This is a genomic window from Nocardioides luteus (assembly GCF_015752315.1).
GTDB lineage: Bacteria > Actinomycetota > Actinomycetes > Propionibacteriales > Nocardioidaceae > Nocardioides.
This window is the reverse complement of sequence record NZ_JADOVJ010000001.1, coordinates 3,207,264-3,226,738: the sequence shown is the minus strand read 5'-3', so window position 1 is coordinate 3,226,738 and position 19,475 is coordinate 3,207,264. Positions and strand designations below refer to the sequence as shown.

16 protein-coding genes are annotated in these 19,475 nt (G+C 70.5%); 8 read left to right on the top strand and 8 right to left on the bottom strand.

The annotated features are described in order from the left end of the window. The first annotated feature begins 18 nt into the window (after window positions 1–18). Together HD557_RS15495 and HD557_RS15490 are read left to right on the top strand one after the other, a co-directional pair. Window positions 19–1,533: an APC family permease gene (locus tag HD557_RS15495; RefSeq protein ID WP_008361607.1), complete on the top strand. Its 1,515-nt coding sequence runs from the start codon at window positions 19–21 to the stop codon at window positions 1,531–1,533. Further along, window positions 1,530–3,599, top strand: coding sequence for an oxidoreductase (locus tag HD557_RS15490; protein WP_196874535.1), 2,070 nt, complete (start codon window positions 1,530–1,532; stop codon window positions 3,597–3,599). The genes HD557_RS15495 and HD557_RS15490 overlap by 4 nt, the downstream gene beginning before the upstream one ends. On the opposite strand, the gene HD557_RS15485 is transcribed toward HD557_RS15490, so the two are convergent. From HD557_RS15485 to HD557_RS15465, 5 genes are all read right to left on the bottom strand, one after another. Then, the gene (locus HD557_RS15485; protein ID WP_196874534.1) at window positions 3,583–4,389 is read right to left on the bottom strand and encodes an endonuclease/exonuclease/phosphatase family protein; all 807 of its coding nucleotides are present in this window, start codon (window positions 4,387–4,389) and stop codon (window positions 3,583–3,585) included. The two genes, HD557_RS15490 and HD557_RS15485, sit on opposite strands and share 17 nt — an antisense overlap. Window positions 4,390–4,457: 68 nt before the next feature. After that, window positions 4,458–5,228 (bottom strand): MBL fold metallo-hydrolase, encoded by a 771-nt coding sequence (locus HD557_RS15480; RefSeq protein ID WP_196874533.1) that lies wholly within the window; start codon window positions 5,226–5,228, stop codon window positions 4,458–4,460. Further along, a complete protein-coding gene (locus HD557_RS15475; protein ID WP_196874532.1) occupies window positions 5,213–6,040 on the bottom strand; it encodes an alpha/beta hydrolase in 828 nt (275 codons plus the stop codon). The genes HD557_RS15480 and HD557_RS15475 overlap by 16 nt, the downstream gene beginning before the upstream one ends. 24 nt (window positions 6,041–6,064) lie before the next feature. Further along, entirely contained in the window at window positions 6,065–6,889 is an 825-nt protein-coding gene (locus tag HD557_RS15470) for an alpha/beta fold hydrolase (protein ID WP_196874531.1), read from the bottom strand. A gap of 82 nt (window positions 6,890–6,971) precedes the next feature. Continuing rightward, entirely contained in the window at window positions 6,972–9,728 is a 2,757-nt protein-coding gene (locus tag HD557_RS15465; protein ID WP_196874530.1) for an AAA family ATPase, read from the bottom strand. A gap of 67 nt (window positions 9,729–9,795) precedes the next feature. Here HD557_RS15465 and HD557_RS15460 point away from each other — a divergent pair, with 67 nt between their 5' ends. Continuing rightward, entirely contained in the window at window positions 9,796–10,611 is an 816-nt protein-coding gene (locus tag HD557_RS15460) for an alpha/beta fold hydrolase (RefSeq protein ID WP_196874529.1), read from the top strand. Between the two features lie 298 nt (window positions 10,612–10,909). On the opposite strand, the gene HD557_RS15455 is transcribed toward HD557_RS15460, so the two are convergent. Then, window positions 10,910–11,848, bottom strand: coding sequence for a helix-turn-helix domain-containing protein (locus tag HD557_RS15455; protein ID WP_008361596.1), 939 nt, complete (start codon window positions 11,846–11,848; stop codon window positions 10,910–10,912). Window positions 11,849–11,949: 101 nt separating this feature from the next. Continuing rightward, window positions 11,950–13,209 (bottom strand): flavin-containing monooxygenase, encoded by a 1,260-nt coding sequence (locus HD557_RS15450; RefSeq protein ID WP_196874528.1) that lies wholly within the window; start codon window positions 13,207–13,209, stop codon window positions 11,950–11,952. Window positions 13,210–13,378: 169 nt separating this feature from the next. Here HD557_RS15450 and HD557_RS15445 point away from each other — a divergent pair, with 169 nt between their 5' ends. The 5 genes from HD557_RS15445 to HD557_RS15425 are packed head-to-tail and all read left to right on the top strand — an operon-like array spanning window position 13,379 to window position 18,030. Then, entirely contained in the window at window positions 13,379–13,828 is a 450-nt protein-coding gene (locus tag HD557_RS15445; protein WP_196874527.1) for a RidA family protein, read from the top strand. Then, on the top strand, window positions 13,825–14,493 hold the full coding sequence (locus HD557_RS15440) for a DUF1028 domain-containing protein (RefSeq protein WP_196874526.1): 669 nt from the start codon (window positions 13,825–13,827) through the stop codon (window positions 14,491–14,493). The genes HD557_RS15445 and HD557_RS15440 overlap by 4 nt, the downstream gene beginning before the upstream one ends. Then, on the top strand, window positions 14,493–15,656 hold the full coding sequence (locus tag HD557_RS15435; RefSeq protein ID WP_196874525.1) for a M20 family metallopeptidase: 1,164 nt from the start codon (window positions 14,493–14,495) through the stop codon (window positions 15,654–15,656). Before HD557_RS15440 ends, HD557_RS15435 begins: the two co-directional genes overlap by 1 nt. Beyond that, window positions 15,653–17,092: an aspartate ammonia-lyase gene (locus HD557_RS15430; RefSeq protein WP_196874524.1), complete on the top strand. Its 1,440-nt coding sequence runs from the start codon at window positions 15,653–15,655 to the stop codon at window positions 17,090–17,092. Before HD557_RS15435 ends, HD557_RS15430 begins: the two co-directional genes overlap by 4 nt. Window positions 17,093–17,112: 20 nt before the next feature. Next, entirely contained in the window at window positions 17,113–18,030 is a 918-nt protein-coding gene (locus HD557_RS15425) for a LysR family transcriptional regulator (RefSeq protein ID WP_196874523.1), read from the top strand. Between the two features lie 33 nt (window positions 18,031–18,063). Here HD557_RS15425 and HD557_RS15420 read toward each other — a convergent pair whose 3' ends face one another. Next, window positions 18,064–19,455, bottom strand: a complete 1,392-nt coding sequence (locus tag HD557_RS15420) for a purine-cytosine permease family protein (RefSeq protein ID WP_196874522.1) — start codon at window positions 19,453–19,455, stop codon at window positions 18,064–18,066. Between the last annotated feature and the right edge of the window lie 20 nt (window positions 19,456–19,475).

Sequence of the window (19,475 nt, the reverse complement as noted above, 5' to 3'; positions counted from 1 at the left end):
CACAGCCAGGGACACACCATGACGCAGACCAACCAGCCGACCGCGCTCGCGGCCGAGCAACAGTCACATCTCCGCAAGACGCTGCGACGCTTCGACATCGTCTTCCTGCTCATCGCCGCCGTCGTCGGCCTCGAGACCCTCGGGCAGGTCTCGCTCTACGGCGCCGAGGCGTTCACGTGGGCGCTCGTGCTCGCGATCTTCTTCCTCGTGCCGTACGGCCTGATCTTCGCCGAGACCGGTGCGGCGTTCAGCGAGGAGGGCGGGGCCTACACCTGGGTCCGGGACGCCTTCGGTCGACCGGCCGCCGCCGTGGCGGCGATCCTCACCTGGATCACCCAGCCGGTGTGGGTCGGCGGCTCGATGGCCTTCCTGGCCGCCGAGACCGTCAGCGTCTACATCACGCCGCTCGAGCACGGCTCGATCGGTGACTACGTCTTCAAGATCGTCTTCATCTGGATCACCGTGGTCGCGGCGATCGCCAGCCTGGCCAAGGGCAAGTGGCTGCCGACCAGCGGCGCGATCCTCAAGGTCGGCCTGCTCGCCTTCTTCGTGCTGACCACGGTCATCTACGCCGCGAAGAACGGTGTCGTCGGCCTCAGCGGCGGGGACTTCAGCCCGACCCTGCTCGGCCTGTTCGGCTCGGTCCCGATCCTGCTCTTCGCCTACCTCGGCTTCGAGTCCTCCAACAGCGCCGCCGGCGAGATGGAGAACCCGGCCCGCGACGTACCGGTCTCGATCTTCCGCTCCTGCGCGACCGCCGCGGTCTGCTACCTGGTGCCGATCTTCGCGATCCTGCTCGTCGTCCCCAGCGACGACATCACCGGCATCGGCGGCCTCCTCGACGCGGTCGGCACCGTGTACTCCGTCTACGGCGCAGCGGCCGAGCCGCTGCTCACGCTCACCGCCGTGGTCTTCGTCTACATCCTGATGAGCCAGGGCGCCGCGTGGATGATCATCTCCGACCGGATGCAGGCGATGACCGCTGCCGACGGCGCCTTCTTCGGCGGCTTCTTCGGGCGCTTCCACGAGGGTCTCGGCACCCCGGTGCGGGTCAACATGCTCTCCGGCGTCGTGGCCACCGTCTTCCTGCTCGTCGCCATGCAGGTCACCGGCGACGGCGCCCCGATCTTCGGCGTCGTGCTCACCATCTCGATCTCCACCTTCCTGCTCAGCTACCTGCTGGTGATCCCGGCCGCCATCCGGCTGCGCACCCGCTACCCCGACCGCGCGCGCCCGTTCCGGGTGCCCGTCTCCGACCGCGGCTTCGCGGTGCTCGGCTGGCTGGCCTTCGCCTGGATCCTGCTCGGCTCCTGGGTCGCCGTCTTCCCGGGCACGCTCGAGCGCCTCTTCGGCGAGGAATACCCCTTCGAGGAGTACTGGGGCGTCAGCCAGCTGACCTTCGAGGCCTTCACGCTCGGCACCCTCGCCTTCCTGCTCCTGCTGTGCGCCGTCGGGTACGCCCGCGGTGCCCGCGTCCGCGCGCAGGTCGGCGCGCCCGTCCCGTCCGTCCCGACCGAGGAGCCCACCCGATGACGCAGACCCCCGTGGCTGCCCCGTACGACATCCTGTTCGAGCCGGTCCAGATCGGGCCGTTCACCACGAAGAACCGCTTCTACCAGGTGCCGCACTGCAACGGCATGGGCTACCGCGACCCCAGCGCCCAGGCGGCGATGCGCAAGATCAAGGCCGAGGGCGGCTGGTCGGTGGTGTGCACCGAGCAGGTCGAGATCCACGCGACCTCCGACATCGCGCCGTTCATCGAGCTGCGGATCTGGGACGACCAGGACCTGCCCGCGCTCAAGCGGATCGCCGACGCGATCCACGAGGGCGGCGGCCTGGCCGGCATCGAGCTCGCCCACAACGGGATGAACGCGCCGAACCAGCTCAGCCGGGAGACCCCGCTCGGGCCCGCTCACCTTCCGGTCGCCCCCGACACGATCGCGCCGGTCCAGGCCCGGGCGATGTCGCTGCAGGACATCGAGGACCTGCGCCGCTGGCACCGCAATGCCGTACGCCGCTCGCTCGAGGCCGGCTACGACGTCGTCTACGTCTACGGAGCCCACGGCTACGGCGCTCCGCACCACTTCCTCTCGCGGCGCTACAACAACCGCACCGACGCGTACGGCGGCTCGCTGGAGAACCGGATGAGGCTGCTGCGCGAGCTGCTCGAGGACACCATCGAGGAGGTCGCCGGCCGCGCCGCCGTGGCCTGCCGGATCACGGTCGAGGAGGAGATCGACGGCGGGATCACCCGCGAGGACATCGAGGGCGTGCTGCGCGAGCTCGGCGAGCTGCCGGACCTGTGGGACTTCGCGATGGGCAGCTGGGAGGGCGACTCGGTCACCTCCCGGTTCGCTCCGGAGGGCCGCCAGGAGGAGTTCGTCGCCGGGCTGAAGAAGCTCACCAGCAAGCCCGTCGTCGGTGTCGGCCGGTTCACCTCGCCGGACGCGATGGTGCGCCAGGTCAAGGCCGGCATCCTCGACCTGATCGGCGCCGCGCGCCCGTCGATCGCGGACCCGTTCCTGCCGAACAAGATCCGCGACGGCCGGCTGAACCTGATCCGGGAGTGCATCGGCTGCAACATCTGTGTCTCCGGCGACCTCACCATGTCGCCGATCCGCTGCACCCAGAACCCGAGCATGGGGGAGGAGTGGCGACGCGGCTGGCACCCGGAGAACATCCGCGCCAAGGAGAGCGACTCCCGGGTGCTGATCGTCGGCGCCGGTCCCTCCGGCCTGGAGGCCGCGCGTGCTCTCGGCCTGCGGGGCTACGAGGTGGTGCTCGCCGAGGCCGGCCGCGACCTCGGCGGCCGGGTGACCGCGGAGTCCGCGCTGCCGGGACTGTCCGCCTGGGGCCGGGTCAAGGAGTACCGCGAGGCCGTCCTCGCCGACCTCCCCAACGTCGAGATCTACCGTGAGAGCCCGATGGCGGCCGCGGACATCGTCGAGTTCGGCTTCGAGCACGTCATCACCGCGACGGGCGCCAGCTGGCGTACGGACGGCGTCGCGCGCTTCCACACGACCGCGATGCCGATCGACGAGGGCATGCAGGTGCTCGGGCCCGACGACCTCTTCGCCGGTCGCCTGCCCGACGGCAGGAAGGTCGTCGTCTACGACGACGACCACTACTACCTCGGCGGCGTCGTCGCCGAGCTGCTCGCGCGGAAGGGCTACGACGTCTCCATCGTCACCACCGGCTCGCAGGTCTCGTCGTGGACCAACAACACCTTCGAGATCAACCGGATCCAGCGCCGCCTGATAGAGAACGGCATCACCCGGGTGACCGACCACGCGGTCGTGTCCGTCGGGACCGGCGGCGTACGGATCAAGGACGTCTACGCCGGCGCCGAGCGCGACCTCGACTGCGACGCCGTCGTCATGGTGACCGCCCGGCTCCCGCGCGAGGAGCTCTACCTCGACCTCCTCGCCCGTCGCGACGCCGGCGAGATCGCGTCCGTACGCGGCATCGGCGACTCCTGGGCGCCCGGCACCATCGCGGCCGCGGTGTGGTCCGGCCGGCGCGCGGCCGAGGAGTTCGACGCCGTGCTGCCCTCCAACGACGAGGTGCCGTTCCGGCGGGAGGTCACCCAGCTGGCGTGAGGTCGAGCTCGAGGATCCGGTGGTCGGAGACCTCCGGCTCCGTCCGGACCCGGAAGCCCGCCACGGCTTCCGGGTCCGAGACGAGCAGGTAGCTCGCGTGCCGCACCGGCTTGAGGTAGGACGACGTGCGGGTGTCGGCCGTGCCGACCAGGTCCTGCAGCCCGATCCGGCGCAGCACGTCGAAGGTGGCACTGTCCGGCAGCAGGTTGAGGTCGCCGGCCACGACCACGAGGTCGCCGGGCGCCCGGGTCGCCTCGACGAAGGCGGCGAGCCGCTCGGCCTGCTCGCGCCGGGCCGGGGTGTCGCCCTTGCCGGCCGGGTCACGCAGGCCGTGCAGCTGTACGACGCACACCTGCCGCCCGCCTGCGCGGTCGACCACGCGGACCGCCTGGACCGCCCGGGGGCGGTCGGTGATCGTCCACTCGTCGTGGTCGACGAATCCGCCGTGCACGAACGCGCCCGCCATGCCGATGACGGGCAGCTGCTCGCTGACGTACGTGCCGAGGCCGAAGTCCTGCCGGTGGCGGCGGCCGGCATCGTCGGTCACCGGGCCGGCATCGCTGGCGAGGAACAGGCCCTCGTACGACGGCAGCAGGCGACGTACGTCGCCGTGCAGGTTCGCCCGCTGGGGGAGCGACCGCTCGCCGTCGGCGAAGGACGTCCAGCCGGACAGACCCGCGGTGCGGGTCACCTCCTGGAGGCAGACGACGTCCGCGCCGGCGGTGGGCAGCCAGGCCGCGAGGTCGTCGTACCGGGCACCGCCCCAGGCGTTGACCGAGACGATGCGCATGCCCGAAGTCTCGCAGATGACGTACAGCCTCGGTCGCGTGCCACAGGCAGCGCAGGGTTCCGGATCCGTCAGGGTGGGCCCACGTCGGTTGCCTGCCCGGGCTCGAGCCAGGTGACGCCCGGCAGGCGGTCTCGAGCCTGCGTCGACGGCTCCCGGAAGTGGGACCAGCCCTCGTAGTGAACGGGGACGGACACGCGCGGGCCGGTCAGCCGGATGAGCTCGCGGGCGTCGGAGCTGTTCATGGAGTACCGAAGCGGCCCGGTGATCGGGAACTGCACGCCACCCAGGTGCATCAGGAGGATGTCGACGTCGAGCCGCTGAGCGATCCTGCGCAGTGGTCGATGCAGCACCGTGTCGCCGGTCATCCACAGCGCCACCTGGCCCACGTCGGCGAGGCTCAGCGCGAACCCGACCACCGGTCCGGTGATCGGACTGCTCAGGGGCGGGCCGTGTCGACAGGGCGTGGCCCGCACCGTCAGTGCGGGCCGGCCCGGTCCGTCGAGGGCGACCAACCCACCGGTGCGAAGCCCGGCAACGTTCGAGGAGTCCAGGCGGCGGGCGCCGGCGACGGTGGTGACCACCGTGCCCGCGGTCTGGAGAAGCTCCCGACCGCGGTCGTCGAGGTTGTCGGCGTGGTGGTCGTGGCTGAGCAGCACCACGTCGATCGGTCCTATCTCCGCGGGGGCCAAAGCGGGCCCCGACGTCTTCGTCGACGACGTGCCGAACCCGAACTCGTAGCGCCGCCCCGGTGGGTCGAAGGTCGGATCGGTCAGGATCCGCCAGCCGTCGAGCTCGATCAGGACGGTCGGGCCGCCGATGTGGGTCAGCTGACAACCCACGGCTGATCCGTACGTGCGTGCTCGAGGGCCCAGGACAGCGCCCGATCGGCGACGGCCTCCCAGCCCGGCGCACCGCAGGTCCAGTGGTCGCGGCCTTCGAGCTCGACGTACTCGGTCGTGGCGGGCGAATGACGGTAGTGCTTCGCGTTCGACTTGTTCACGGCCGGCGGCATGATGTGGTCCTTCTCGCCGGCGATGAACAGCAGCGGAGCGCGGTCGGCCTTGAAGTCCACCCAGGTCTCCTGATGGCCGGGCTTGAAGTTGGCGATGAGCCCGTAGTCCCACACCCAGCCGCCCGGCGCCGCGATGGCGTAACGCTCCCAGACCTTCAGCGACTCCTCCTCGGTGAGGGTGTTGGTGAAGGCGTAGTGGAACTCCTCGGGTGTGAAGCCGACCGCCTTGTGCCGGTTGGCCGGATTCTTCAGGGCCGGGAACAGGGACTTGGCCTGCGAGATCGGATTGACCCGCACCCCCTCGGTGGGAGCGGAGTCGATGACGACGCCGGCCGACCCGAGTCCACGCGCCAGCAGCAGCTGGGTCAGCGTGCCGCCGAACGAGTGGCCCATGATGATCGGGGGCGCTGCGAGCGACTCGATCACCGAGGCGAGGTGGTCGACGGTCGCGGGCACGGTGAGGTCGGCGATCACGTCGGGGTTCTCCCGCAGCGCCTCGACCTCGATCTCGAAGCCGGGGTAGGCCGGTGCCAGCACGGTGAAGCCCTGGGCCTCGTAGTACGCCACCCAGCCTTCCCAGCTGCGCGGCGTCATCCAGAGTCCGTGGACCAGGACGATGGTGTCGGGTCGGTCGGTCATGGTGTCTCCTTGATGTCGTGTGGCTCAGTTGTCGATGAACGCGAGCAGGTCGGCGTGCAGCCGGTCACGGTCGGTGTCGGGCAGTGCGTGCCCGCTGCCTTCGTAGACCTTCAGCACGGCACCGTTGATGAGCTCGGCCGACCTCTTCCCGCCGACCTCGAACGGCACGATCTGGTCGTCGTCGCCGTGGATGACCAGCGTGGGGACATCGATCTTCTCCAGGTCCGGCCGGAAGTCGGTGGCGGAGAAGGCGGCGATGCACTCGTACGCCGCTCGGTGGCCGCACGCCATGCTCTGCAGCCAGAACGCGTCCCGGAAGCCCTGGGCGACGTCACCGCGGCGGTTGTGCCCGAAGAACGGCCCGTCGGCGAGGTCTCGGTAGAGCTGCGACCGGTTCGCGGTCTCGCCGGCCCGGATGGCGTCGAAGACGTCGATCGGCAGGCCGTCGGGGTTGTCGTCGGTCCGCAGCATCAGGGGCGGGACGGCGCTGACGAGCACCAGCCTCGCGACGCGAGCGGTGCCGTGACGGCCCACGTAGTGGACGATCTCGCCGCCGCCGGTGGAGTGACCGACGAGGGTGAGGTCGTCGAGGTCGAGCTTGTCGATGAGGCAGGCCAGGTCATCGGCGTAGGTGTCCATCTCGTTGCCGTGCCAGGTCTGGCTGGAGCGTCCATGGCCACGGCGGTCATGGGCGATCACCCGGTGCCCGTGGTTGGCCAGGAACAGCGCCGCCGCCTCCCAGGCGTCGGCGTTCAGCGGCCATCCGTGGCTCAGCAGAACCGGGGTGCCGTCGCCCCCGAGGTCCTTGTAGAAGATCTGTGCGCCGTCGTCGGCGGTGACATGAGGCATCTGAGGCTCCTTTGGGTTGCGATCAGGTGTTTCAAGCCTGGGTCGCGGACGGCGGGTGTGGACCACGTGGACCTCGTAGTCCTCAGTCCTCCAACCGGTCGAGACGGTCGGTGAGCTGACGGCGCGAGGAGATGGCGAGCTTCTGGAACACCTTGCGCAGGTGATAGTCGACCGTGTTCGGGCTGATGAAGAGCTGCGCCCCGATCTCGGCGTTGGTGTGACCGTCACCTGCGAGCTGGGCGATGGTCAGCTCCTGCGACGTCAGCTCGTGCCGTGGGGGCCTCTTCCCGGCTTCGGTCGTCACCCCTGTCGCTGCCAGCTCTGCCCGGACCCGCGGCAGGAACATCGCGGCCCCGGCCTGCTCGAGGATGTCCGCGGAGAGCGCCAGCTGCCGGCCGGCGTCGGCACGACGCCGCGTCCGGCGCAGCCACTCGCCGTACGCCAGATGTGCCCTGCCGAGCTCTACCTGTGCCACGCTCGCGCTCAACAGCTCGATGGCCAGCTGGAAGTGCTCCTCGGCCTCGGGCCCGGTGGAGGCGAGTCCGCGGGCGCGCGCGGCGACACCGCGGCACCAGGCCGATCCGTTGATCCGGGCGCGGTCCTCGAGGTCGGCGAGGATGGAACGGGCCGCTGCTGGACGATCGCTTCGCACCGCAGCCTCCACGAAGTCCGGGAAGTACGACGGGCCGGTCTGGAGAAAGGGCTCCGCGACGAGCGGTTGGAGCTTCTCGTACGCATCTGCGTAGGAGCCTTCGGCCAGGTCCCGTGTCGCGAGGGCGGCGACCGCCGCGCTCCAGACCCCACCGAAACCCACGGCCGCGGCTCCGTCGGCGATCGCGTGCACGACTTCACGTGGGTAGTCGGTCCAAGCCATCACCGCGGCGTTGATGACGTTCTCCGCGTCGTACCCCATGATCCGGCGGACCTCGCGGACGTTGTCGACGGCCGCGGCGGACCTACGCGCGCTGCCTCCCCACAGCTCGGCGATCGATTCCACCCACAGCAGCGTGTCGAGGTCCTGCAGCGCGCCGGCGGACCGGGCCGCGGCGCTTGCCCTGGTGAGAAGGTCGCGTCGCCCCGCGTCGTCCCACAGGTACATGCCCAGCGAGCCGATCGCCGAGCCCATACCGATCAGCTGGTGGTCGGGCAGCTTGGCGATCTCGTCGTACGCGGTACGGACCAGCGGTACGCCGTCGGCGTACGGCAGCTGCATCAGCGCACCCATGCCGCGCAAGATCGTCGCGTAGCTGCCGTTCGCGGCCTCGGCGCCGGCGGTCAGGCGCGCACCCAGCTCGGCGGTGGTGATGCCCTCCGCCCTGGTGTCGGCGGTCATGTACAGCTGGAAGGCACGCAGCAAGGCGTCCTGCTCTCGATCAGGCTCGCGGCCGCGAAACTGCTCGGCCGCCGCGACCAGGTCGGCGGTGCAGCGGGCCACCCGACTGGCGTCGGCGGTGAACAGGGCGATCGAGGTCTCCACGACTGCGACTCGCCCCAGGACGACCGGGGCTGTGACCGTTCGGTCGACGGCGGCCAGGTGTGACTGGGCGATGTGGATGGCCCCGACCGCCAGGGCAGCCTCTGCCGCACCGACCTGACGGCCGGCGCGCAGCGGTCCCGGCGCGCTCAGCTCCGCGGCCCGGGCCAGCACGCTCGAACGTGACGCCAGACCACCGCGCGAAGCTGCGAGATCTGCGGCGTGCTCGAGCCGATCGGCGACCTCGGGATCGGTGCCGACCGTCGCGCGCGACGCATGCCAGGCTTCGGCCTCCACCAGTCCCAGCCCGTCGGCACCTCGGGCGAGGGCACCGTGCGCGCGGCGCCGCTGTGCTCCGGTCGCCGCGTTGTACACCGCCGAACGCACCAGCGGGTGATGGAACCGGACGGCGCCGACGAGCTCGATGAGTCCGGCCTCCTCGGCACGATCCGCGGTGTCGGCAGCGATCCCGAGCAGGCTCGCCGCCGACCGGACGAGCTCGAGGCTCCCGGTCGAGTCGGCGGCAGCCAGGAGCATCCAGTCCTGCACGGCCTCGTCAGCGACCCGTACCCGGCCCAGGTAGTGCGCCTCGAGACGCGATCCGACGGGGAGCGGGTCGTCGCTCAGCGCCATGTCCTCCAGCTGTCTCGTGGAGACCTCGTGGGCCAGGTCGATCAGCGCAAGCGGGTTGCCGTTCATCGCCTCGGCGACCTGCGCGGCGGCGACCGGACTCATCGGCTCGGCCATGGACCGGTTCAGCAGCACGACGGCGGCATCCGCCGTCAGTCCGGCAACCCGAAGCTCCCGGACGCCACCGAGGCGGGTGCCGATCTCGACATCGTCCCGGGCCGCGAACAGCATGGCCACCGGCTCGAACTCGATCCGGCGCGCCACGAAGGCCAGCGCATCGAGGCTCTCCTGGTCGAGCAGATGCGCATCGTCGACGACGCAGAGAACGGCGTCCGCGGCAGCCGCCGTGGTCAGCAGCCCCAGGATCCCCAACCCGACCAGGAAACGGTCCGGCGGCGGGCCCTCGGCGACGCCGGCCGCCACTCGAAGCGCGTCCTGCTGCCGCTTCGGAAGCGCATCGAGGTGCCCTCGCAGGGGGATGCACAGGCGCTGCACTGCGGCGTACGGGATCGTCGACTCCGACTCGAAGCCGGTGACGCGAAGCACCTGCATCGCGTCCGCGGTCGCGCTCGACGCCTCCAACAGCGCTGTCTTGCCGACTCCGGGCTCGCCGAGCACCAGCACCGCACCACCTTGACCGTTGCGGGCACGGCTCAGCAGCAAGCCCAGCTGCCGGCGTTCCTCCTCCCGACCCACCAGGCCACCGCCGGCCGCCATGTCATCGACTACGCGCATCACGTGGTCCACCCGACCTCTCTTCCGCGGAGCATCGGTCATGTCCCGTCCGACCCAGGAGGAAATCATGAAGTCTCGACTCGCCCGCGTGGCAGCTGCACTCGCGCTCGCGGCCTTCGCCGCCTTCGCTCCCGTTGGCAGCGGCGGTCCGGCAGCCGGTGCCGCCACTCACCAGACAGCCAAGCCGACCATCGTCCTGGTGCACGGTGCCTTCGCCGACTCCAGCGGCTGGGCCGTCGTGTCCGAGCGCCTGTCCGCCAGCGGCTACCCGGTCATAGCGTTCTCCAACCCGCTGCGTGGGCCGGCCGCCGACGGCCAGTACCTGCGTGAGTTCCTGTCCACCATCACCGGCGACGTCGTGCTCGTCGGTCACTCCTACGGCGGCGCGGTGATCACCAATGCCGCGACCGGCAACCCGCACGTCAAGAGCCTGGTCTACATCGCTGCGTACGCGCCCGCCGAAGGTGAGAGCGTCGCCGCGGCCAACAACCTCGGCGGAGGTCACACGACCGTCACGGACCACTTGGTCCTGCGGCCCTACCCCGGGGCACCGGCGGGCGACGCGGACGCCTATATCGATCCCGCCTGGTTCCACCGGCTCTTCGCCCAGGACCTGCCGGTGAGGACTGCCGGCTTCATGGCGGCCGCCCAGCGGCCCGGGGCTCTGTCCGCCCTGGTCACACCATCTGGCGAGCCTGCCTGGAAGACGATTCCGAGCTGGTATCTCGTCGCCAAGCAGGATCGGATCATCCCACCCGAGGCCGAGCGTGCGATGGCCAAGCGTGCGGGCTCGACGACCATCGCCATCGACAGCTCGCACGTCGCGATGATCAGCCACCCCAACGTCGTCACCGCCCTCATTCGTAGCGCTGCTGCCGACTGAGCCGAAGCGTCGTGACCCGCTGGCACCGGGAGCACCTCCTGTGAAGGGATGTTCCCGGTGGCGGGTCACGGCTGCGATCGGCGTCTGAGCCATCGTCGACCGTGAGCTGATCCGTACCGCGTGTAGGGGGAGTGTTGGCATGATCAACTCCTGGTCGGGCTCGCTCGGCGGATCTGCGCAAAGATTCCTCGACGGGCATCGTCCCAAGACAGCGACGTCAGTGGTGGTCCCTGCGTGCACGCCGACTTGTCTGTCGGTGCAGCCTTGCCCACGCAGCGCGTGATCGCCGTGCAGCTGCTCAACGCTGGGTGTGCCGCCACTCGCGAGGAGTCATGCCGTACTTCGCACGGAAGCGCCGGGTGAAGTGCGAGGGTGTGGCGAAGGCCCATCGATGGGCGATCACGGCGATGGGCTTGTGGCGGCCGGTGGCCGAGACCAGCTCGCGCCGCGCCCCGTCGAGACGCTGGTCGATGACCCACTGCTCGAGCCGCAGGCCGGCGTCGGCCAGCACGCGGTACAACAGGCGCACCGAGATGTGGTGAGCGGCGGCGATCGTCTCCGGGCTCAGATCGGGATCACGCAGGTGCTCGCGGACGAAGACCTGGATCCGCGGGACCAGGGCCTCGTGAAGTGCATCACGTGCCTTCGCCTCCTCATCCGCGGCAGCGCTGATCACGGCGCGGGACAGCGCCATGGTCGCGTCACCGAGCTGCTCCGTGGCCGGGTGCCCGGCCAGCGTCGGCGCCGCCTGTGTGAGCGTCTTCAGGTGGCTGGCGTACACCGCCTGAAGCGGGCTGCTGACCAAGGCGGGCCGGGCTCGACGAATTGCAGCAGATGACAGCCCCAGGCCCTCGACCGGGAACTTCAAGCACCAGTTGATCCCGCTCGTGTAGTTGATCGACCTGTGAGGCTGGTTCAGCTCGACCATGTCGACGACACCCTGGCGTTGCTCCACGGCATGGTCGAACTGCTCATGCGTGGCCGGTGCGTTCGACCCCAGCATCATCGCGATCATCGGAGGGCAGTCGTCACGCTCGCGAGTGACCTCGAGGCTCAGCCCCGATCGACGCAGGTTGACGACCTGCACCTCACCCAGGTCGTAGACGCGCGTGGACATGAACACCCGGTCCGCGTCCTGGAGGATGACCTTCGAGGCCAGTGCGATCTCGCGAAGGTGCGTGATGACGGCGTCAGCCCGCTCATGTCTGGGGAGCGTGCTCGTGTCCAGTTCGGGCATGAGGACAACGCTGCCATCGCGCTCCGAGACGCCGGCAGGTCGAGTGAATTCTCCCCTGTCTTAGGTGTTTCGACCCCGATCAGACGCAGGCTGCGCGTTCGTCACGTACGCGCCTGACGGTCGTACGCCGCGTAGCTCCGCTGCGTCGCGATGTGGCCGACGACGTGCTTGGCGTCGTGCCAGACACCCCAGATGAAGCTCGAGCCACGGCGGGAGAGCCAGGGGAGGCCGACGAAGTAGACGCCGGGCTCGGTGGAGACGCCGCGGCGGTGGGCCGGGCGGCCGTTCTCGTCGAGCGCGTCGACCTTCAGCCAGCCGTAGTCGGTCGCGAACCCGGTCGCCCAGATCACCGTGGTGATGCCGGCCTCGGCCAGGTCGAGGGAGAGCAGGGGCGCGGTCGCAGCCGACGGGGCGGGGCCGAGGTCGCGGGCCGAGGGCTCCTCGGGCAGGTCGATGCCGTTGCGGGTGACGTACTCGTCGGCGGCGTCGAGGAGGGCGAGGTAGCTGGCGTCGCCCCGGGCGATGTTCTCGGCCAGGTCCTCGCGGAAGGTGAGCGTGCCGGCGTCGAACCGGTCGGTCATGCCGACGAGCTGGATCCCGCCGGCCTCGAGGGTGCGGAAGTCGACGGTGTGGCCGCCGCGGGCGCCGCTGACGGCGATCGTGACGTGCTCCGCGCCGGCCGGCGGGGTCTCCAGGTCCCACAGGTTGAGGACGCCGAGCCACCAGCAGAAGTCGCGGCCGCGGTAGCTGCGCGGGGGACGGTCGTGCGGGCCGACGGAGAGGTGGACCTGGCGGCCGGAGCGCTGCAGCTCGTCGGCGATCTGCACACCGGAGGAGCCGGCACCGACGACCAGGACGTTGCCCGCGGGAAGCTGGTCGGGGTTGCGGTAGTCGCTCGAGTGCATCTGCAGCCGGACCGCGCCGTCGGGGACGATCGGCGGGTAGACGGGCTTCTGGAACGGGCCGGTGGCGGCGACGACGAAGCGGGCGTCGATGACGCCCTCGGAGGTCTCGACCCGGAAGCCCGGGCGGCCCTCGTTGCGGGTCACCGAGGTCACCTCGACGCCAGTCCGGATGGGGGCGGCGATCTTCTCGGCGTACGCCTCGAAGTAGGCGGCGACCTGGTCCTTGGTGGCGAACGCGTCCGCGTCGACGTCCTGGAACTCCAGGCCCGGGAACCGGTCGTGCCACGCGGGGCCGTTCGCGACGAGCGAGTCCCAGCGCATGGTGCGCCAGCGCTCGGCGATCCGGTCACGTTCCAGCACGAGGTGGGGTACGCCGTTGTCGCTCAGGTGCTCGCTCATCGCCACCCCGGCCTGACCTGCGCCGACGACGAGGACCTCGATGTCTTCGTTTGCCATACCGAAATCCTGAGACGCTGCCCTTGGTCGTGTCCAACAGATGTTGTTGGCCTTAGCCATCGGATCGACTGATGCAACGATGGTCGCCGTCGTTGCATCTGTTTCTTTGACGATAGTCGTTGGAAACATCTGTTGGACACATGCTCCGGGACGAGGTGAACTGAACGTCGTGGAGACCAACAGAAGCAGCATCGTCGTCGGCGGACACACCCGGATCCGCCCGTTCAACACCAGCGTCACGTATCCCGAGCAGAACCTCGACAACGACCTGTGCCAGGCCGTCGTCGCGGGCAACACCGTCTACGTGCGCGGCCAGATCGGGCAGAACCTGGACACCAGCGAGTCGGTCGGCATCGGCGACGTCGAGGCGCAGACCGAGCAGGCGATGGCCAACATCAAGATGCTGCTCGAGGAGGCCGGTGCCGAGATGGAGCACCTGGTCAAGCTCACCATCTACATCGTCGACCCGCGCTACCGCGAGGTCGTCTACCGGACCATCGGCCGCTGGACGAAGGGCGTGCACCCGATCTCGACCGGCCTGGTGATCTCCGCCCTGGCCCGCCCGGAGTGGCTGGTCGAGGTCGACGCGATCGCCGTGATCCCGGAGGCGTCGAAGTGACCTTCTCCGTCCTCGCGACCGACGGCAAGGGCGCCGTCGGCATGGCCGTCACCTCCTCCAGCCCGGCCGTCGCCGCGCGCTGCGTCCACCTGCGCCCCGGCATCGGCGGTGCCTCGTCGCAGAACATCACCGACCCGCGCCTGGGCACCGACCTGCTCGACGCGCTCGCCTCAGGGCTCGACGCCCGGGCCGCACTGGCCGCGGTCACCCAGGGCCGCGAGCACATCGAGCACCGTCAGCTGACCGTGCTCGGCCTCGACGGGACCGGCGCTGCGTACAGCGGGTCCGGCTCGCTCGGCGTCCACCACCACGTCGTCGCCCCGCAGGTCGTCGCCGCCGGCAACCTGCTGTCCGGCACCCAGGTCGTCGACGCCGTCGTGGCGGGCTTCGAGGCTGCGACCGGAGAGCTCGAGGAGCGGCTGCTCGCCGGGCTCGAGGCCGGGCTGGCCGCGGGCGGCGAGGCCGGGCCCGTGCACTCGGCGGGCCTGTCCGTCGTACGCGACGTGGCCTGGCGGGTCACCGACCTCCGGGTCGACTGGAGCGAGCGCCCGGTCGAGGAGCTCCGCGACCTGCTGAAGGTCTGGCTGCCGCAGCGCGACGACTACGTGACCCGAGGCCTCGACCCCACCACCGCACCGTCCTACGGCGTTCCCGGGGACGAGTGATGACCACCGCGAAGCAGGACGCCGCCGCGACCGTCAGCAGCGACGCCGACCGCCTGATCCGGCTCTCCGAGCAGCTGCACGCCCACCCCGAGACCGCCTGGGAGGAGCACCGCTCCTCGCGCTGGGTCGCGGAGTCGCTCGAGGAGGCCGGGTTCACCGTGACCCCGGCCTACCTCGGCCTGGAGACCGCGTTCCAGGCGAGTCTCGGCAGCGGCCCGTTCCGGCTCGGCCTGTGCGCGGAGTACGACGCGCTCCCCGGCCTCGGCCACGCCTGCGGCCACAACCTGATCTCCGCGATCACCGTCGGCGCCGCCCGCGCGCTCGCGCCGCTCGCCGACGCGGCGGGGCTGACGATCGAGGTCTACGGCACCCCCGCCGAGGAGGGTGGCGGCGGCAAGATCGAGCTGCTCGAGCGCGGCGCCTTCGCCGGGCTCGACCTGGCCATGATGGCTCACCCTGCACCGGTGGATGTCGCCGAGGCCGAGCCGTTCGCGGTCTCGCACTCGCACGTCGAGTATCGCGGCAAGGCCGCCCACGCCGCCGCCTATCCCGAGCAGGGCGTCAACGCCGCCGACGCGTTCACCATCGCCCAGGTCGCGATCGGCCTGCTCCGCCAGCAGCTGCCGCCGACGGTGCGGGTGCACGGCGTGATGACCAACGGGGGAGAGGCGCCCAACGCGATCCCGGCCCGCACCGAGGGCCGCTGGTACGTCCGCGCCGAGAGCCTCGCCCAGCTCGCCGAGACCGAGGAGAAGGTCTGGCGCTGCTTCGAGGCCGGCGCCCTCGCCACCGGCGCGACGCTCACCGTCGAGCCGGAGAGCAAGCCGTACGCCGAGTTCCGCACGTTCGCGCCCGCGCTGGCGGCGTACCGGCGCAATGCCGAGGAGATCGGCCGGGTCTTCGACCCGGGCACCCCGGCTCGCCGGATGAACCGGGCCTCCACCGACATGGGCAACGTCTCCCAGGTCGTTCCGGCGATCCACCCCTATGTCGGGATCAACTCCGGGACCGCCCTCAACCACCAGCCCGAGTTCGCCGCGCACTGCGTCGGCGGGGACGCCGAGAAGGCGCTCCTCGACGCCGCCACCGGGCTGGCCTGGACCGCGCTCGACGTCGCCGAGGAGGCGCGTTGTATCGAGCCTGTCGAGATGACCGCACGATGACCACCGTCGACGCCCCGGCCACCCGCACCGAGCACGACTCGCTCGGCGCCTTCGAGGTCCCGGCCACCGCCTACTGGGGAGTCCACACCGCCCGCGCGCTGCGGAACTTCCCGGTCAGCGGCACGACCGTCGGCAGCCACCGCTCGCTCGTCGCCGCCCTCGGCGCGGTCAAGCTCGCCGCGGCCCGGGCCAACCACGAGCTCGGCCTCCTCGACGACCGCCGCCACGGCGCCATCGCCGCCGCCGCGCAGGACGTCCGCGACGGCGCGCTCGACGACCAGTTCGTCGTCGACGTGATCCAGGGCGGCGCCGGCACCTCGACCAACATGAACGCCAACGAGGTCGTCGCCAACCGAGCCCTGGAGATCCTCGGCCTGCCGTTCGGCAGCTACGACGAGATCCACCCGCTCGACCACGTCAACCGCTGCCAGTCGACCAACGACGTCTACCCGACCGCCGTCCGGCTCGCGCTCGTCGGCGCGATCGACCGCCTGGCCGAGTCGACCGAGGCGCTGGCCGACTCCTTCGCCCGCAAGGCGACCGAGTTCCGCGCCGTCCCCAAGATCGGACGTACGCAGCTCCAGGACGCCGTCCCGATGACGGTCGGCCAGGAGCTCGGTGCCTTCGCCACCACGCTGCGCGAGGAGCTGGCCCGGCTGGCCGACTCGCGGGTGCTGCTGTGCGAGATCAACCTCGGCGCGACCGCGATCGGCACCGGGATCACCGCCCACCCCGACTACCCGCGGCTCGCCGTCCAGCACCTGGCCGAGATCACCGGCCTGCCGGTGGTCGGCGCTGGTGACCTCGTCGAGGCCACCAGCGACACCGGCGCGTTCGTGCAGGTCTCCAGCGTGCTGAAGCGGATCGTCGTCAAGGCCTCCAAGATCTGCAACGACCTCCGGCTGCTCGGCTCGGGGCCGCAGGCCGGACTCGGCGAGCTCCGGCTGCCCGCCCGCCAGGCCGGGTCGAGCATCATGCCTGGCAAGGTCAACCCGGTCATCCCGGAGATGGTCAACCAGGTCGCGTTCTGGGTGATCGGCAACGACCTCACCGTCACGATGGCGGCCGAGGGCGGCCAGCTCCAGCTCAACGCGTTCGAGCCGGTGATGGCGCACGGTCTGCTCCAGGGCTTCACCTGGACCGCCGCCGCCTTCGACTCGCTGCGGGAGATGTGCGTCGATGGGATCACGGTCGACGCCGCGAAGCTCGCCGCCGCGGCCGCCACCAACGCCGGTCTCGCCACCGCGCTGACCCCGCTGCTCGGCTACGCGAAGTCTGCCGAGATCGCCAAGGCGGCGCTCGCCGGCGCCGGAGCGGTGCGAGACCTCGCGCTCGCGACGGGCGGACTCGACCCGGCCGTCCTCGACGCGCTGCTGCGTCCCGAGACGCTCGCGAACCTCGACGCGGGCGGCGTCAACGGGGCGAAACGAGAGTGACTTCGGGCAGGATGGCCCGCATGGCCGAGCCGTCCTTCACCCTGACCCAGCTGCGCTACTTCGCCGCGGCTGCGGAGCTGGGCTCCATGACCGCCGCGTCGCGGCAGCTCGTGGTCTCGCAGTCGGCCGTCTCGACAGCCGTCGCGCAGCTCGAGAAGGAGCTCGGCGTCCAGCTGCTGCTGCGCCACCACGCCCGCGGCCTGACCCTGACGGCCGCCGGCGAGGAGTTCTACCGCGAGCTGCGCAGCTATCTGGTGCACACCAGCGAGCTGGTCGAGGTCGCCCGCTCCGCCGGCCAGGCGCTCGTCGGCGACCTCACCATCGGCTGCTTCACCACCCTGGGCCCGTTCGAGCTGCCGCGGCTGCTGGCCGCCTGCGAGCAGGACCACCCGGGCATCCACGTCTCGGTCCTCGAGGACGAGCACGCGGCGCTCAAGCACGCGCTGCGCTCGGGCCGCTGCGAGCTGGCGCTCATGTACGGCTACGACCTCGACGACGACATCGACCACGTCCGGGTCGGCGTCGCGGCGCCCTACGTCCTCGTCGGCAAGGGGCACCGGCTGGCGCGCCGCAAGAAGGTCGCGCTCGCCGAGCTCGAGAAGGAGCCGATGGTGCTCCTCGACCTGCCGCACAGCGGCCAGTACTTCGAGCGGCTGGTCGAGTCGGCCGGCTTCCGCCCCGAGATCCGTCACCGCAGCGCCGGCTTCGAGACCATCCGTGCGATGGTCGCCAACGGCCAGGGGTGGTCGGTGCTCAACCAGCGTCCGGCCAGCTCCACGACGTACGACGGTGCCGAGATCGTGACCCTCGAGATCAGTGATCCGGTCGAGCCTCTCGAGGTCGTGCTGGCCTCGATGAAGGGCGTGCGCCTCACCGCCCGCGCCCAGGCCTTCGTCCGCTCCTCCGGTCGTGCAGCACGGCGGCGGGAAGGCCGCTGACGCGACCTTCCCGCCGGGGGAGTGCCGGGTGGCTCAGGCCTGCGGGGCCAGCGCCACCTCGCTCGGAGCGAGCTTGCGGCCGCGCGCCAGCAGGTAGTAGATCGGCGCGGTCGCGACCAGACCGATGATCCAGCTCAGGTCGGCGCCGTCGAGCTTGTCCGCGACCGGCCCGGTGTAGAGCGGCGTGGCCATGAACGGGATCTGGACGATGATGCCGATGACGTAGGCGAGGATCGCCTGGCCGTTGAAGCGGCCGTAGATGCCGCCGTCGGCGGCGAAGATCGAGTCGAGGTCGTAGTTGCCGCGGTGGATCAGGTAGAAGTCGATCAGGTTGATCGCGGTCCACGGCACCAGCACCACGAGCAGCGCGAGCACGATGTCGACGAAGTGCGAGATGAAGTTGCCGGAGACGCCGATGGCGAAGTACGTCGAGGCAGCCATCACCACGAGCGAGAGCACCACGCGGCTGCGGGCGGTCGGGATCCAGGTGGCGACGAAGGTCTGCGCGCAGGTGATGACCGAGAGCACGGTGCCGTAGAGGTTGAGCGCGTTGTGGCTGATCACCGAGAGCAGGAAGAGCACCAGCAGCGGGGTGCCGAACGCTCCGGTGGTGTCCCGGACGCCGGTCATGACCTCGATGCCCGGCTTCATCGCCAGCGCAACGATGGCGCCGAAGGCGAACGGCAGGATGGAGCCGAGGGTGCAGCCGAGGTAGGTGGCGGTGAAGGTGGCCTTCACCCCGACGCCGGCCGGCAGGTAGCGCGAGTAGTCCGAGACGTACGGAGCGAACGCGATCTGCCACAGCGCACCCAGCGAGACGGTGGCGAGGAAGCCGGCGGTGCTGTAGCCGCCCTGCGTCCAGAAGCCCGCGGGCACGCCGGCGACGAAGATGGCGACGGTGCCGAGCACGATGCCGATGCCGAGGACCCAGGTCGCGATCTTGTTGAGCGAGTGGATGACCTTGTAGCCGATCACCGCGATCAGGCCGGAGCCGAGCGCGCCGATGACGATGCCGGCCTCGACCGGGATCGGCTCGGCGATGCCGTGCAGCGACTGGCCGGCGAGGACGATGTTGGAGGCGAAGAAGGCCAGGTACATCACGGCCGCGATCACCACGACGATCAGGGCGCCGTACGACCCGAACTGGCCGCGGCTCTGGATCATCTGGGGGATGCCCATCTGCGGGCCCTGGGCCGAGTGCAGCGCCATGAAGACGCCGCCGACGAGGTGGCCGACCACGATGGCGACGAGGCACCAGAAGAGGTCGAGGCCGAAGACGGTGACGCCAGCGGCACCGGTGACGACGGGCAGGGGAGCGATGTTCGTCCCGAACCACAGGGTGAAGAGATCGCGCACCTTGCCATGGCGGTCCTCGGGCGGGACGTAGCCGATGGTGTGCTTCTCGACGACTGGTTGGTCTGGCATGTTTCATTCTCCAAAGGTGT

Excerpts from the sequence above, each read along its gene's own strand:
- HD557_RS15425 (WP_196874523.1), top strand. The coding sequence starts at position 17,113 with ATGGCCGAGCCGTCCTTCACCCTGACCCAGCTGCGCTACTTCGCCGCG.
- HD557_RS15435 (WP_196874525.1), top strand. The coding sequence starts at position 14,493 with ATGACCACCGCGAAGCAGGACGCCGCCGCGACCGTCAGCAGCGACGCC.
- HD557_RS15475 (WP_196874532.1), bottom strand. The coding sequence starts at position 6,040 with ATGACCGACCGACCCGACACCATCGTCCTGGTCCACGGACTCTGGATG.
- HD557_RS15430 (WP_196874524.1), top strand. The coding sequence starts at position 15,653 with ATGACCACCGTCGACGCCCCGGCCACCCGCACCGAGCACGACTCGCTC.
- HD557_RS15485 (WP_196874534.1), bottom strand. The coding sequence starts at position 4,389 with ATGCGCATCGTCTCGGTCAACGCCTGGGGCGGTGCCCGGTACGACGAC.
- HD557_RS15495 (WP_008361607.1), top strand. The coding sequence starts at position 19 with ATGACGCAGACCAACCAGCCGACCGCGCTCGCGGCCGAGCAACAGTCA.
- HD557_RS15450 (WP_196874528.1), bottom strand. The coding sequence starts at position 13,209 with ATGGCAAACGAAGACATCGAGGTCCTCGTCGTCGGCGCAGGTCAGGCC.
- HD557_RS15455 (WP_008361596.1), bottom strand. The coding sequence starts at position 11,848 with ATGCCCGAACTGGACACGAGCACGCTCCCCAGACATGAGCGGGCTGAC.
- HD557_RS15490 (WP_196874535.1), top strand. The coding sequence starts at position 1,530 with ATGACGCAGACCCCCGTGGCTGCCCCGTACGACATCCTGTTCGAGCCG.
- HD557_RS15465 (WP_196874530.1), bottom strand. The coding sequence starts at position 9,728 with ATGCGCGTAGTCGATGACATGGCGGCCGGCGGTGGCCTGGTGGGTCGG.
- HD557_RS15470 (WP_196874531.1), bottom strand. The coding sequence starts at position 6,889 with ATGCCTCATGTCACCGCCGACGACGGCGCACAGATCTTCTACAAGGAC.
- HD557_RS15420 (WP_196874522.1), bottom strand. The coding sequence starts at position 19,455 with ATGCCAGACCAACCAGTCGTCGAGAAGCACACCATCGGCTACGTCCCG.
- HD557_RS15460 (WP_196874529.1), top strand. The coding sequence starts at position 9,796 with ATGAAGTCTCGACTCGCCCGCGTGGCAGCTGCACTCGCGCTCGCGGCC.